The 13,006-nt window shown below is 70.1% G+C and carries 16 protein-coding genes; 11 read left to right on the top strand and 5 right to left on the bottom strand.

The genetic code is table 11. The features are described from left to right. Nucleotides 1-94: 94 nt before the first annotated feature. From ACNNMR_RS29675 to ACNNMR_RS29665, 3 genes are all read left to right on the top strand, one after another. Nucleotides 95-277, top strand: coding sequence for a DUF6104 family protein (locus tag ACNNMR_RS29675; protein WP_419997742.1), 183 nt, complete (start codon nt 95-97; stop codon nt 275-277). A 110-nt stretch (nt 278-387) separates the two neighbouring features. Next, entirely contained in the window at nt 388-1,263 is an 876-nt protein-coding gene (locus ACNNMR_RS29670) for a DUF4097 family beta strand repeat-containing protein (protein ID WP_419997741.1), read from the top strand. 2 nt (nt 1,264-1,265) lie between these two features. Continuing rightward, a complete protein-coding gene (locus ACNNMR_RS29665; protein ID WP_419997740.1) occupies nt 1,266-2,258 on the top strand; it encodes a PadR family transcriptional regulator in 993 nt (330 codons plus the stop codon). Nucleotides 2,259-2,267: 9 nt separating this feature from the next. Here the strand turns inward: ACNNMR_RS29665 and ACNNMR_RS29660 are convergent, their stop codons facing one another. Next, nucleotides 2,268-3,500 carry a cysteine desulfurase gene (locus tag ACNNMR_RS29660; RefSeq protein WP_419997739.1) on the bottom strand — a complete coding sequence of 411 codons (1,233 nt, stop codon included), beginning with the start codon at nt 3,498-3,500 and terminating at the stop codon, nt 2,268-2,270. Between the two features lie 89 nt (nt 3,501-3,589). Between ACNNMR_RS29660 and ACNNMR_RS29655 the strand changes: the two genes are divergently transcribed. Beyond that, the gene (locus ACNNMR_RS29655) at nt 3,590-4,183 is read left to right on the top strand and encodes an ABATE domain-containing protein (protein WP_419997738.1); all 594 of its coding nucleotides are present in this window, start codon (nt 3,590-3,592) and stop codon (nt 4,181-4,183) included. A gap of 14 nt (nt 4,184-4,197) precedes the next feature. After that, entirely contained in the window at nt 4,198-5,298 is a 1,101-nt protein-coding gene (locus tag ACNNMR_RS29650) for a winged helix DNA-binding domain-containing protein (protein WP_419997737.1), read from the top strand. 3 nt (nt 5,299-5,301) lie between these two features. Here ACNNMR_RS29650 and ACNNMR_RS29645 read toward each other — a convergent pair whose 3' ends face one another. Beyond that, nucleotides 5,302-5,877: a hypothetical protein gene (locus ACNNMR_RS29645; protein WP_419997736.1), complete on the bottom strand. Its 576-nt coding sequence runs from the start codon at nt 5,875-5,877 to the stop codon at nt 5,302-5,304. Nucleotides 5,878-6,005: 128 nt separating this feature from the next. On the opposite strand from ACNNMR_RS29645, the gene ACNNMR_RS29640 reads away from it, so the two are divergent. Together ACNNMR_RS29640 and ACNNMR_RS29635 are read left to right on the top strand one after the other, a co-directional pair. Next, nucleotides 6,006-6,413, top strand: a complete 408-nt coding sequence (locus ACNNMR_RS29640; protein ID WP_419997735.1) for a VOC family protein — start codon at nt 6,006-6,008, stop codon at nt 6,411-6,413. Nucleotides 6,414-6,561: 148 nt separating this feature from the next. Then, the gene (locus ACNNMR_RS29635) at nt 6,562-6,780 is read left to right on the top strand and encodes a hypothetical protein (protein ID WP_419997734.1); all 219 of its coding nucleotides are present in this window, start codon (nt 6,562-6,564) and stop codon (nt 6,778-6,780) included. A 79-nt stretch (nt 6,781-6,859) separates the two neighbouring features. Here ACNNMR_RS29635 and sodN read toward each other — a convergent pair whose 3' ends face one another. Then, entirely contained in the window at nt 6,860-7,255 is a 396-nt protein-coding gene (gene sodN / locus ACNNMR_RS29630; protein WP_165240595.1) for a superoxide dismutase, Ni, read from the bottom strand. A gap of 150 nt (nt 7,256-7,405) precedes the next feature. Here sodN and sodX point away from each other — a divergent pair, with 150 nt between their 5' ends. Continuing rightward, a complete protein-coding gene (sodX, locus tag ACNNMR_RS29625; RefSeq protein ID WP_419997733.1) occupies nt 7,406-7,840 on the top strand; it encodes a nickel-type superoxide dismutase maturation protease in 435 nt (144 codons plus the stop codon). On the opposite strand, the gene ACNNMR_RS29620 is transcribed toward sodX, so the two are convergent. Beyond that, the gene (locus ACNNMR_RS29620; protein ID WP_419997732.1) at nt 7,753-8,373 is read right to left on the bottom strand and encodes a CGNR zinc finger domain-containing protein; all 621 of its coding nucleotides are present in this window, start codon (nt 8,371-8,373) and stop codon (nt 7,753-7,755) included. The genes sodX and ACNNMR_RS29620 overlap by 88 nt on opposite strands. A gap of 91 nt (nt 8,374-8,464) precedes the next feature. Between ACNNMR_RS29620 and ACNNMR_RS29615 the strand changes: the two genes are divergently transcribed. Next, nucleotides 8,465-9,247 carry a class I SAM-dependent methyltransferase gene (locus ACNNMR_RS29615; RefSeq protein WP_419997731.1) on the top strand — a complete coding sequence of 261 codons (783 nt, stop codon included), beginning with the start codon at nt 8,465-8,467 and terminating at the stop codon, nt 9,245-9,247. 124 nt (nt 9,248-9,371) lie between these two features. Here the strand turns inward: ACNNMR_RS29615 and ACNNMR_RS29610 are convergent, their stop codons facing one another. Then, nucleotides 9,372-10,574 carry an NAD(P)-dependent malic enzyme gene (locus ACNNMR_RS29610; RefSeq protein ID WP_419997730.1) on the bottom strand — a complete coding sequence of 401 codons (1,203 nt, stop codon included), beginning with the start codon at nt 10,572-10,574 and terminating at the stop codon, nt 9,372-9,374. Nucleotides 10,575-11,078: 504 nt separating this feature from the next. Between ACNNMR_RS29610 and ACNNMR_RS29605 the strand changes: the two genes are divergently transcribed. Both ACNNMR_RS29605 and ACNNMR_RS29600 read left to right on the top strand, forming a co-directional pair. Then, the gene (locus tag ACNNMR_RS29605; protein ID WP_419997729.1) at nt 11,079-11,996 is read left to right on the top strand and encodes an ABC transporter substrate-binding protein; all 918 of its coding nucleotides are present in this window, start codon (nt 11,079-11,081) and stop codon (nt 11,994-11,996) included. 27 nt (nt 11,997-12,023) lie between these two features. After that, nucleotides 12,024-13,001 (top strand): amino acid ABC transporter permease, encoded by a 978-nt coding sequence (locus tag ACNNMR_RS29600; protein WP_419997728.1) that lies wholly within the window; start codon nt 12,024-12,026, stop codon nt 12,999-13,001. The last annotated feature ends 5 nt before the right edge of the window (nt 13,002-13,006 follow it).

The following is a 13,006-nucleotide window of genomic DNA, read 5'->3' as shown; positions in this document are numbered from 1 at the left end:
AACTCCCCCGTCACAACGCTCACTTGGGTGCGGACCAGGGTATCCCCACGCCACCGTGGGAGCGACCCCGCAAACTGCGCCATACCCTGGTCACATGTACTTCACCGACCGGGGCATCGAGGAGCTGGAGAAGCGGCGCGGCGAGGAGGAGATCACCTTCGCCGAGCTCGCGGAGCTGCTGCGCACCTTCACCGACCTCAATCCCGACTTCGAGGTCCCCGTGGAGCGCCTCGCGACGTGGCTGGCCAGGCTCGATGACGAGGATGACGAGGACTGACCGGGCCCTCCCGTGCCGCCCCGCTTGACATCCCGAATCCGCGATATATCGTGTCTCTCGTAGACGCGATATGTTGCGTTGGCTTATTTTCCTTCAGGGAGGCCCGGGTCATGGCACGGGAACACCAGGTTTCAGCACCCGAGACGCTCGACTTCGACGGCCCCGTCGACACGCTCCAGGTCCGCCTCGTCGGCGGCGCGGTCAACATCGTCGGCTCCGACGACCCGGGCGCCCGGCTGGAGGTCACCGAAATCGAGGGCCCGCCGCTCGAGGTGACCCAGGAGGGCGGCCGGCTCACGATCGCGTACGAGGATCTCGACTGGAAGGGCTTCCTGAAGCGCCTGGAGCGCAAGGGCTGGCGGCGCCGCGCCGTCGTCTCCCTCGCCGTCCCGTACGGCACCAGGGTCGAGGTGGGCGTGGTGACCGCGCACGCCGTCGTCTCCGGCATCACCGGGCGTACGGATGTGCGCGGCGTCTCCGGCGATACGACGATCACCGGCATCGCCGGCGACATCCGCGCCGAGACCGTCTCCGGCAACCTCGACGCCCAGGGCATCACGGGCCACCTGAAGTTCGGCTCCGTATCCGGGGCGCTGACGGTCGTCGACAGCGAGCTCGCCGCGGTGAAGGCGGACAGCGTCAGCGGCGACATGGTCCTCGACCTCGCCCCGGGCTGCCTGGAGGACGGCGCCCGCATCAGCACGGTCTCCGGCGACGTCGCGCTGCGCCTGCCGGAGGACTCCTCCCTTACGGTCGACACCTCCACCGCCAGCGGCGCCGTCTCCAACGCCTTTGACGAGCTGCAGGTCAACGGCATGTGGGGCGCCAAGAGCATCAACGGCCGGCTCGGCGACGGCAAGGGCAAGCTAGGCGTCAACACGGTCTCCGGCGCGATCGCCCTGCTCCGCCGGCCCCCCGTCGACGACCTCCCCGCCGACGACCCCGCCGACGCCGGGCCCTCCGAGCACGACAAGAAGGTGCTGTAGCCATGCCTCCCGTCTTCGCCCACGGCCGCCTGCGGCTGTACCTCCTCAAGCTCCTCGACGAGGCGCCGCGCCACGGCTACGAGGTCATCCGGCTACTGGAGGAGCGCTTCCAGGGCCTGTACGCGCCTTCGGCGGGCACGGTCTACCCGCGCCTGTCCAAGCTCGAGGCCGAGGGCCTCGTCACGCACACCACGGAGGGCGGCCGCAAGGTCTACGCCATCACCGACGCCGGCCGCGCCGAACTCGCCGCCCGCGCCTCGGAGCTGGAGGAGCTGGAGCTGGAGATCCGCGACTCCGTGGCCGAGCTGGCGGCCGAGATCCAGGCGGACGTCAGCGGTACGGCGAGCGACCTCCGCCGCGACGTGAAGGCCGCCGCGCGGGAGGCCCGCAGCAAGGGCGGCACGTCCGGCGGCTGGTCCTGGTCCGGGTCCAAGCCGGGCGACAGCGAGGGCTGGCGCCAGGCCAAGGAGGAGCTCAAGCGCGCCAAGGACGAGTGGAAGGACCAGGCCCGCCGCGCAAAGGACGAGACCCGCCGCGCCCAGCAGGACGCGAAGGCGGCCCGCGAGGAGGCGAAGGCCGCCCGCGACGCCCTGCGCGACCAGGCGACCCGTATCGCCAAGCAGGTCCAGGACCAGGTCCAGACGGGCGCCCGCGCCGGCGACTGGCCCGGCGCCCTCCGCGACGGCCTCTCGGAGCTGACCCGCGAACTGGGCCGCCTCGGCACCGCCACCGGCACCCCCTGGCCGGGCCACATCAAGCCGGACCCGCCGGCGGCGGACCTCCCCGACTGGGCCGAGGGCGAGACCCCGGCAGACGCCACCCCGGCCGAGCTGACCCGCGAACTGGAACGCCTGCTGGACCGCTTCCGCGACGACGTCCGCGACACGGCCCGCGACAACGGCCTGACCGCGGACCAGCTCCGCGAGGCCCGCCGCCATCTGTCGACGGCGGCGGCGCATATCGCGGCGCTGCTCACGGTGCGGAAGGGCGAGTGATCGGCGGGCTCAGCCGAAGTAAGCCTGCGCCGCCCGCACCCCCTCCGCCAGTGCGTCGATCTCCGCCTCCGTGTTGTACACGTACGGCGTCGCCCGGGTCGTAGCCGCGAGGCCATAGCGGCGGATGATCGGGCGGGCGCAGTGGTGGCCGACGCGGACGGCTACTCCGCGGGCGTCCAGGACCTGGCCCACGTCGTGGGGGTGGATGCCGTCCACCGTGAAGGAGACCGCCGAGCCGCGGTCCGTCAGGTCCTTCGGTCCTACGATCCGTACGCCCGGGATCTCCTGGAGCAGGGTCAGCGCGCGCGCCGTCAGGGCCTCCTCATGAGCCGCCACCGCCTCCATCCCCAGCCCGGTCAGGTAGTCCACCGCCGCCGCCAGGCCGATCGCCTGCGCCGCCATCGGGACGCCGGCCTCGAAGCGCTGCGGGGGCGGCAGGAAGGTGGAGTGGTCCATCTCCACCACCTCGATCATTGAGCCGCCCGTCAGGAAGGGGGGCAGGTCTGCCAGCAGTTCGCTCCTGCCCCACAGCACGCCGATGCCCATCGGGCCGAGCATCTTGTGGGCGGAGAAGGCGAGGAAGTCCGCGCCAAGCGCGGCCACGTCGACCGCGCGGTGCGGGACCGACTGGGCGGCGTCGACGAGCAGCAGGGCGCCGACCGTGTGGGCGCGGTCGGCGATCGTACGGACCGGGTTGACCGTGCCGAGGACGTTGGACTGGTGGGTGAGCGCCACCAGCTTTGCCGACTCGTCGATGAGGGTGTCCAGCTCGGACAGGTCCAGGCGCCCCTCGGGCGTCAGGCCGAACCAGCGCAGCGTCGCGCCCGTCCGCTCGGCCAGTTGCTGCCAGGGGACCAGGTTCGCGTGGTGCTCCATCTCCGTGATCACGATCGAGTCGCCCGGGCCGATGCGGCGGGCGTTCTCCAGGGCGTACGCGACCAGGTTGATGCTCTCCGTGGCGCTCTTGGTGAAGACCACCTCGTCGGCCGTCGGCGCGCCGATGAAGGCCGCGACCGTCGCCCTGGCGCCCTCGTACAGCTCCGTCGCCTCCACCGAGAGCTGGTGGGCGCCGCGGTGCACGGCGGCGTTGTGGTGGAGGTAGAAGTCGCGTTCCGCGTCGAGGACCTGGAGGGGCTTGTGGGACGTGGCGCCGGAGTCGAGGTAGACGAGGCGGGCGCCTTCGGCGACCGTCCGGTCCAGGATCGGGAAGTCCTTGCGTACGGCTGCGACATCGAGTCCCACGATGCTCTTCCTCTCACGCTTTCTTGCTCTATTAGCCGTGAGGGACGCTAGCTCTCCTCACGGAGAATGGCAAGCGTTAACATGAGGCCGTGCCTTCCTTGGATGACGAGAGCCCGTACTTCCTGCATCACCTCCCCGTGCCCGGCGAGGAGCGCTTCGCCTCGCTCGCCCTGGTCAACACGCGTTTTACGCTCAGCCATGGCGCCGTCGACCTGCTGGAGGACGCCGAGGCGGGGCACCTCTGGCTCGTACGGCAGGAGCTGCTGCCCGACAAGGCGGCGCTCAACGGGCGTCGGCTCGGGCGGCTGCGCAAGCTCCGCGAGGCCATCCGCGACCTCTTCGCGGCCCGCGCCGCCGGGGCCGCCCCGCCGCCCGCCAGCCTCGCGACCTTCAACGACGCCCTGGCCGCCGCACCCGCCACCCCCCGCCTCGACTGGGACGCCACCGGGCCGCGCCGGGCCGCGGAACCCGACGCCGCCGACCCCGCCGGCGCCGCCCTCTCCCTGCTCGCCGAGGACGCGGCCGAGCTGCTCACCGGCCCCGACGGCGACCAGCTCGCCGCCTGCGCCGCGCAGGGCTGCTCGCGGTGGTTCCTGCGCTCGCACGCCGCCCGGCGCTGGTGCACCACCAAGTGCGGCAATCGGGTACGGGCGGCGCGGGCGTACGCCAACCGGAAAAAGTAGGTACCTTCGCGGCCATGACCGTACTCGGCCAGCGGGCCCTCAACCGCGCGCTCCTGCACCGCCAATGGCTCGCCCCGCGCGCAGCGGCCGGCGCGACCGCCGTGGACGTGGCCGAGCATGTGGCCGGGCTGCAGGCGCAGGCCGGCGACCCGCCGTACTACCAGCTCTTCACCCGCATCCCCGGCTTCCGGCCGGGGGATCTGTCGCGGCTGCTGACCGGGCGGGCGGTGGTCCGGGTGGTGCTGATGCGCGGCACCATCCACCTCGTCAGCGCCCGGGACGCGCTGCGGCTGCGCGCGGTGATGCAGCCCTATCTCGACAAGACGCTTTTCAACAGCAGTTACGGGCGCAAGGTGCCCGGCGTCGACCCGGCCGAGGTGGCGGCGGCCGCACGCAAGGCGCTTGCCGACGGACCGCTGCACAACGACGACCTGGGCGCCCGGCTCGCGGAATCCTTTCCCGGCCGGGACGGCAACGCTCTCGCGTATCTCGCGCGCAGCCTGCTCCCGCTCGTGCAGGTGCCGCCGCGCGGGCTGTGGGGCGAGAGCGGCGGTCTCGTGTACGCGCACGCCGACCAGTGGCTGGGGGCGGAGTCGGAGACGGACCCGGCGCCGGACGACGCCATCCTGCGCTATCTGGCGGCGTACGGCCCCGCCACCGTCCAGGACATCCAGAAGTGGTCGTCGCTGTCCGGCCTGAAAGCCGCCGTCACGCGGCTGCGGCCGCAGCTGGTGACGTACCGGAACGAGCACGGCAAGGAGCTCTACGACCTCCCGGACGCCCCGCTCCCCGACCCCGACACCCCGGTCGAGCCGATGCTGCTGGCCCCGTTCGACAACGCGCTGCTCTCGCACGCCGACCGCACCCGCATCATCGACAAGGACGCCGAGAAGCGGGTCTTCACTCACAACGGCATGGTGCTCGGCACGATCCTGCTCGACGGCTTCGTCGCCGGGCAGTGGCGGGTCACCCGCACCAAGGGCGGGGCGCAGGCGGAGCTGACGCCGTTCGCCCCGCTCGGCAAGCGCGACCGCGCCGCGCTGGAGCAGCGGGCCGAGGAGCTGCTGGACTTCGCCGCCGACGAGGGGGCGGTGCGCGAGGTGCGGTTCGCCTGACGGTCAGCCGTCCGTCGGTGGCTCGTCCTCCGGCGGCGCGTCCTTCGGGGGCGTGTCCTCCCGGTCCGGCCCCTGCGCCCGCACCCGCTGCACCTCCGCGAGGGAGTCGCGCAGCTCGCCGAGCCAGTCGTCCGTGTTCGCCTGCACCAGGCGTACGCACCAGGCCAGCGCGTCGCTGCGGCTGCGGGCGACGCCGCCGGCGATGAGGGTGTCGAGGACCTGCCGCTCCGGCTGCCGCAGCCGGGTCATCACGGGCGCGGCGACATTGGTGAACACCTCGCGGGTGCCGCCGCAGTCGACGCCCCAGGACACCTTCCTGCGGTAGCGCTTCTCGGCGGCGCGGGCCACCGACATGCGCTCCTTGCGGGTGCGGGAGCGGAACTCGGAGATGCGGCCCTCGGCCGCCGCCTCCCGCTCCGCCTCGGAGGCGTCGTCGGCGAGTTCGGGGGCGGGGATGGAGCCGATCACGGTGATCTCTTCGCGGTCGACGGTCACGTCCAGCGGCGATGCGTAGAGCCCGTCGGGGAGGCGTCCGGCGAACCAGCCGCGTACGGCGTCGAGTTCTTCGGAAGTAAGCATGTAATCGAGATTACGTCGCTCTCCCGGCATCCGGAAGAGATGGGCGCGATGAGTTTTCCGCGACGGCCCGGTCTACCCGTACAACACCAACAGAGCACCAGCCGCAAGCACTTCGAAGGGACGCCACCATGGCCACCACCAGCATCTTCGTCAACCTGCCGGTCCAGGACCTGAGCCGCTCCATCACCTTCTTCGAGGCGCTCGGCTACGAGTTCAACAAGCAGTTCACCGACGACAACGCCGCCTGCCTGGTCATCGACGAGAACATCTTCGCGATGCTGCTGACCCACGACTTCTTCAAGGGCTTCACCCAGAAGGAGATCGCCGACACCTCCGCCGCCAACGAGGCGCTGATCGCGCTCTCCGCCGACAGCCGCGAGGCGGTGGACACCCTTGTCGACAAGGCGATCGCCGCCGGCGGCGCCGCCCACGGCGACGCCACCGACGAGGGCTTCATGTACGGCCGCGGCTTCACCGACCCCGACGGGCACGTCTGGAACATCATGTGGATGGACGCGTCGGCCGTCGAGGGCTGAGCGTCCGTCCTCATCGAGTCTGCGCGGCCTTTTCGCCGAAATGATCATAAGGCCCGCCCCGCCCTCGATCGGGTGCATTCCGGGAGCGTTCCCCGAGGAGCGGAAGACTCGTGGGGTCCGTTCCCCCAACACACTCAAGGAGCAGGTCATGCATGCAGGTATCCGCCGGACGGTCGTGGTGATCGCTGCCGGAATTGCCGTGACTGCCCTGGCCAGCACGCCCGCGAGCGCCGCCGCCGCGGGGCCCGCCGACGGCCTCCCCATCGGCGGCCTCGGGAGTCTGCTCAACCCCAGCGTCGTCACCGAGAACCCCCTCGGCCTCGTCACCGGCATCTTCGACGGCAGCACCACGGTGGCCGGCATCTGACCGGGCAGGGAAGCGCGTACGCAAAAGCGCCCGGCGGAGAGCAATCCGCCGGGCGCTTTCGTGCGTTGCTGAGTGGCGCTCAGCCCTGCTTGGTCTCCCAGAAGATCTTGTCGATCTGGGCGATGTAGTCGAGCGCCTTCTGGCCGGTCGCCGGGTCGTTGGAACCCTTGGCCGCGGACAGCGCCTTCAGCGTGTCGTTGACCAGCTGGTGCAGCTCCGGGTACTTCTCGAAGTGCGGCGGCTTGAAGTAGTCGCTCCACAGAACCGAGACGTGGTGCTTCGCAAGCTCGGCGCGCTGCTCCTTGATGAGCACGGCCCGAGTGCGGAAGTCCGCGTCCTCATTGGCCTGATACTTCTCCTGCACGGCCTTGACCGACTCGGCCTCGATACGGGCCTGCGCCGGGTCGTACACACCGCAGGGCAGGTCACAGTGGGCGCTGACCTTCACCTTGGGGGCGAATAGGCGAGAGAACATGGGCGTCCTTCCTCGTGATCGCGTTCTAGGTGGGACATTACTCCGTAGCGCCGGGGATTTGGCGAGTGCCCCCAAGGGCTTAGGTCAAAAGTCCAGGGTCAGACTGGACTGTGTGGAGGATTCACGCGGACTTCGAGGGAGGAGCCCGGGATGCCCGAGCAGCAGGTGCAGTCCGAACGCGAGCGGGAGCGGCGCGGGCTGCGGCGGATCGGGGTGGCCGAGGTGTCGGGCCCGTCGATGGCGCCCACGCTCAGCCCGGGAGACCGCATCGTCGTGAGTTACGGCGCCGCCGTCCGACCGGGTGATGTCGTCGTGCTGCGGCATCCCTTCCAGCAGGACCTGCTCGTGGTCAAGCGCGCGATCGAGCGGCGCGAGGGCGGCTGGTGGGTGCTCGGCGACAACCGGTTCGTGGAGAACGACAGCCGGGAGTACGGAGCCGTGCCCGATGACCTGATCGTGGCGCGCGGGCTGATGCGGCTGCGGCCGCTGGACGCGGATCAGCGCGGCGTGCGGTCGTTCGCCGGCTGGGCGGTCTCCGCCGTACGGCCGCTCGCGCCGCTCTCCAGGCGCTTGCGGGCGCGGTAGGCGGCCACGTTGGCGCGGGTCGCGCAGCGGTCCGAGCAGTAGCGGCGGGAGCGGTTGGTCGACGTGTCGATATAGGCGTTCTGGCAGGGGGCGGCCTGACAGATGCCGAGGCGGTCGACGCCGTAGTCGGTGAGCGCGGTGGCCAGGCCGAAGCATGCCATCGCCGTGTAACCGGCGCCCGCATTGGACGGGTGGTCGGCGATGTGCAGGTGCCAGAGCGGGCGGCCGTCGTCGTCGCGGTGGTCGTGCCCGGAGATCTGCGGGCTGACCGGGAACTCCATCAGCAGCGCGTTGAGCATGTCCACCGCCCGCACCTCGTCGCCCTCGCTGGCCGACGCGAAGACCGCACGCAGCCGGGTCCGTACCGCACGCAGCCGCGTCACGTCGGCGTCGGTGGCGCGGCGGGCGGCCTGCTGGGACGGGCCGAACAGCTCCCGTACGACCTCGACGGTCGTCAGCGTGTCGGTGCCGCGGGCCGGCTCCTCCGTGTTCACGAGGCTCACGGCCATCTCCGAGTAATAGGCCAGTTCCACTTGTAGTCCTTACAGAAGGAGGGTTACAGTCGGCTCCGGGGTCGTAATAGGCGACCTAGCTACGAGGGTATTACGTAACCGAGGAGACGCAATGACCGGTACCGACACGATCAGCGTTGACTGGGCCGCCTGGCAGGCCAGCTGGGACCGGCAGCAGGAGTGGTACATGCCGGACCGCGAGGACCGCTTCCGCGTGATGCTCGACATGGTCGAGGCGGTCGCGGGCCCGGCGCCGCGCGTCCTCGACCTCGCGTGCGGCACGGGGTCGATCTCCGATCGGGTGCTGCGGCGGTTCCCGGAGGCGCGTACGACGGGCGTAGACCTGGATCCGGCGCTGCTGACGATCGCGCGCGGGTATTTCGCCGGGGAGTCGCGGGCGGACTTCGTCTCGGTGGATCTGCGGGACGCGGGCTGGGTGGAGAAGCTCCCGCACCGGGAGTACGACGTGGTGCTCACCGCCACCGCGCTGCACTGGCTGGAGTCCGACGCGCTGCGGACGCTGTACGGGCAGGTGGCGGGTGTCGTGCGGGAGGGTGGGGCGTTCCTGAACGCCGACCACATGCCGGACGACTCGACGCCGCGGATCAATGCGGCGGTACGGGCGCACGCGAAGTCGCGGCAGGCCGCGGAGTCGGCGGCCGGGGTGCAGGACTGGGCGGCGTGGTGGCGGGATGTGGCCGCGGACCCGGTGCTCGGCGCCTACGCGGCTGAGCGATTCCGGATCTTCGGGGACCCGACCCAGGGGCAGTCCGACCATCACGACGCGGTCCCGTCGGCGGAGTGGCACGCGCAGACGCTGCGCGCCGGGGGGTTTGCGGAGGCCCGTACGGTCTGGGCTTCGCCCAGGGATGCGATGGTGCTGGCGCTGCGCTGACGGCCTGCGGCCGCGCTGAGCGCTGGGCTGTCCCCACCCGCCCGCCCGTTGCTGTGAGCGACAGGAACGGGCGGGCGGGTGGGTAGGGCCGGCGCAGCGCAGCCGCACGCGCCCGCCCGAGCCGTCAGCGTCGCGCCACGCCCTCCGCGCGCGCCGCCGCCGCGACCGCGCGGGTCACGGCCGGGGCGACTCGCTCGTCGAAGGGCGAGGGGATGACGACATCCGCGGAGAGCTCGTCGGCGACGACGTCCGCCAGGGCCTCGGCCGCGGCGAGCTTCATGCCCTCCGTAATACGGGACGCCCGGACCTGGAGTGCGCCGGCGAAGATGCCGGGGAAGGCCAGGACGTTGTTGATCTGGTTCGGGAAGTCGGAGCGGCCGGTGGCCACCACCGCGGCGTACTTGTGCGCCACGTCCGGGTGGACCTCCGGGTTCGGGTTGGCCATCGCGAAGACGAAGCAGCCCGGCGCCATCTTGGCGACCGCTTCCTCCGGGACGGTGCCGCCGGAGACGCCGATGAAGACATCGGCGCCGTCGAGCGCCGACTCCAGCGAGCCGGCCAGGCCCGCCTTGTTCGTCAGCTCGGCGATCTCCCGCTTGGCGGCGGTCAGGTCCGTACGGTCGCGGGACACGATCCCCTTGCGGTCCGTCACCGCCACATCGCCGATGCCCGCCTCGACCAGGAACTTCGCGATCGCGGCACCCGCGGCCCCCGCGCCGGAGATGACGGCGCGCAGCTCGGACAGCCCGCGGCCGGACAGCTTCGCGGCGTTGCGCAGCGCGGCCAGCGTCACGACCGCCGTGCCGTGCTGGTCGTCATGGAAGACCGGGATGTCCAGGCGCTCCTGGAGCTTGCGCTCGATCTCGAAGCAGCGGGGGGCGGAGATGTCCTCCAGGTTCACCCCGCCGAAGGACGGCGCGAGCCGGACGACGGTCTCGACGATCTCGTCCACATCGCGGCAGTCCAGCGCGATCGGCACGGCGTCCACGCCGCCGAACTGCTTGAACAGAATGGCCTTGCCCTCCATCACGGGGAGGGACGCCTCCGGGCCGATGTCACCGAGCCCCAGCACCGCGCTGCCGTCGGTGACGACCGCGACGACCTGGGACTTCCAGGTGTAGTCGTGCACCAGCTCCGGCTTCTCCGCGATGGCGCTGCAGATCTTGGCGACGCCGGGGGTGTACGCCAGGGACAGATCGTCCTTGTCGTTCACCGGCACGGTCGCCTGGATGGCCATCTTGCCGCCACGGTGGAGCGCGAAGGCCGGGTCGAAGAACTCGTCCTCAGACCCCGTATCGCTCGGCGGATTGACGATCTCGGCTGCCACTTTGATTGACCCCTTCAGTCACGGAAATGTCGAGGGTGTGCCGCCCCCTTGTTGGGAGCGGGCGGGAACCACGTCCGTGGCCCGGTGGCGAGGTGGGCCCGCCGCCAGGAGGAGGTACGAACGTCTCGGACGCGCCGCACACGCGCCCGTGGCCCCGGGTGAGGGGTGTAACGGCTCTTTCTACCGGAAGACCGCTACGAAGCGCGAGTCCGATTCGTTACCGGAAGCCTGTCGCGCTAGCGGAAGCCAAGCGGGTGGCTAGCCAATGTGTCCTATGCCACTTTTTTACGTACATTCGAGTCGTTGGGGTATTCTGCCGGGGTCCGCATATATATGCGACTGCGGCGTCGTCCGGCGAACCACCTGTTATGGGATTTTGATCAGGGCGACAGCCTGAAGGGGCGCTTCCGGATGGCAGGATGCCGTAAATCAAACGGAATCTCGCCCACCCATCCGCGTGTGCGAGATCGTGGCGACCCCCTCATCACCGCAGGAGGAACCAGCATGACCGCAAGCACCACCCGTCGCACCACCCCGGCCAAGCACCGCCTGGCCGCGGTGAGCGCACTCGCGGTCGCGGGCGCCCTTGTCCTGTCCGCCTGCGGCGACCAGACCGAGGGCGCCGACGGCGGCAGCAAGAAGGTCGAGGGCGGTTCCGCCGCCCTGAACAAGGAACTGCCGAAGAAGGTCCGCGACGCGGGCGTCCTCAAGATCGGCTCGGACGTCGCGTACGCCCCGATGGAGTTCAGCAAGGGCGGCAAGACCACCGGCGTCGACATCGACATCGCCAATGCCCTCGGCAAGGAGCTCGGGGTGAAGGTGGAGTTCAAGAACAACACCTTCGACAACCTGATCCCGGCGATGCAGACCGGCCGTTTCGACATCATCATGTCGTCGATGACGGACAACAAGGACCGCCAGGGCAAGGTCGACTTCGTCGACTACTTCACCGCCGGCGTCTCCATCCTGACCAAGAAGGGCAACCCGCACGAGCTGAAGTCCCTCGACGACCTCTGCGGCAAGAAGGTCTCGCTGCAGCGCGGCACCGTCTCCGCCGACATCGCGAAGGCGCAGAACAAGAAGTGCGACAAGCCGATCGAGGTCCTGCCCTTCACCAAGGACACCGAGGCGCTGCTGCAGGTCCGCCAGGACCGCGCGGTCGCCGACCTGAACGACTTCCCGGTCGCGGCGTACAACGCGAAGACCTCCGGTGGCGGCAAGGACTTCGAGGTCGTCGGCGAGCAGGTCGAGGCGGCGCCGTACGGCATCGCGGTGCCGAAGGACCAGAAGGAGCTGCGGGACGCGCTCACCAAGGCGCTCGACAAGATCATCGAGAACGGTGAGTACGGCAAGGTGCTCAAGAAGTGGAATGTCGAGCAGGGCGCGGTCACGAAGGCCGCCGTCAACGGCGGCAACGAGTAACCACGGCCCTCAAGAGAGACGCTCCTCGTGACTGACTACAACCCGAAGGAACCGGCCGACACCCCGTCGGCCGGTTCCGGGTACACCAAGACCGGCACCGCCACCGCGGTGCCGCCCGAGGCCATCAAGGCCATCCCGGTGCGCCACCCCTGGCGCTGGGTCAGCGGCATCGTGGTGCTGGCGCTGCTCGCACTCCTCGGCATCGCCTTCGCCAACGCGAAGATCCAGTGGAGTGACATCCCCGAGTACCTCTTCGACGACCGGGTCCTGGAGGGCGCCAAGAACACGCTGCTGATCACCGTGCTCGCCATGGTGATCGGCGTGGTGCTCGGCATCGTGCTCGCCGTGATGCGGCTGTCGAAGAACCCGGTGACCTCCGGCTTCGCCAACCTCTACATCTGGCTCTTCCGCGGCACGCCCGTCGTGCTGCAGCTGCTGATCTGGTACAACCTGGCGCTGATCTTCCCGACGCTGAACCTGATGCCGCTCTACAAGAACGAGATGACCGAGGTCATGACGCCGTTCCTGGCGGCGCTCCTCGGCCTCGCGCTCAACGAGGCCGCCTACATGGCGGAGATCGTGCGCGGCGGCATCCAGTCGGTGGACGAGGGCCAGACCGAGGCCTCGCACGCGCTCGGCATGAGCAAGGGCAAGACGATGCGGCGCATCGTGCTGCCCCAGGCGATGCGGGTGATCGTGCCGCCGACCGGCAACGAGTTCATCAACATGCTGAAGACCTCGTCGATCGCCTTCACGATCACCTACCACGAGCTGCTCTTCGTGGCCCAGGACATCTCCTCGGAGAAGCTGAACGTGATGGAGATGTACTTCACCATCGCCGTCTGGTACCTGGTCATGACGACCTTCTTCAGCATCATCCAGTTCTACATCGAGCGGCATTACGCCAAGGGCACGATGCGGGAGCTCCCGCCCACGCCGTGGCAGAAGATCAAGGCGAACCTGTCCTCCGGGCCGCGCCTGATGGGCACGAGGAGCGCGCGATGACCCGA

The organism is Streptomyces boninensis (genome assembly GCF_048572725.1).
Taxonomy (GTDB): domain Bacteria; phylum Actinomycetota; class Actinomycetes; order Streptomycetales; family Streptomycetaceae; genus Streptomyces; species Streptomyces boninensis.
Note: the sequence above shows the minus strand (reverse complement) of the source record. Positions and strands in the feature narration are given on the sequence as shown.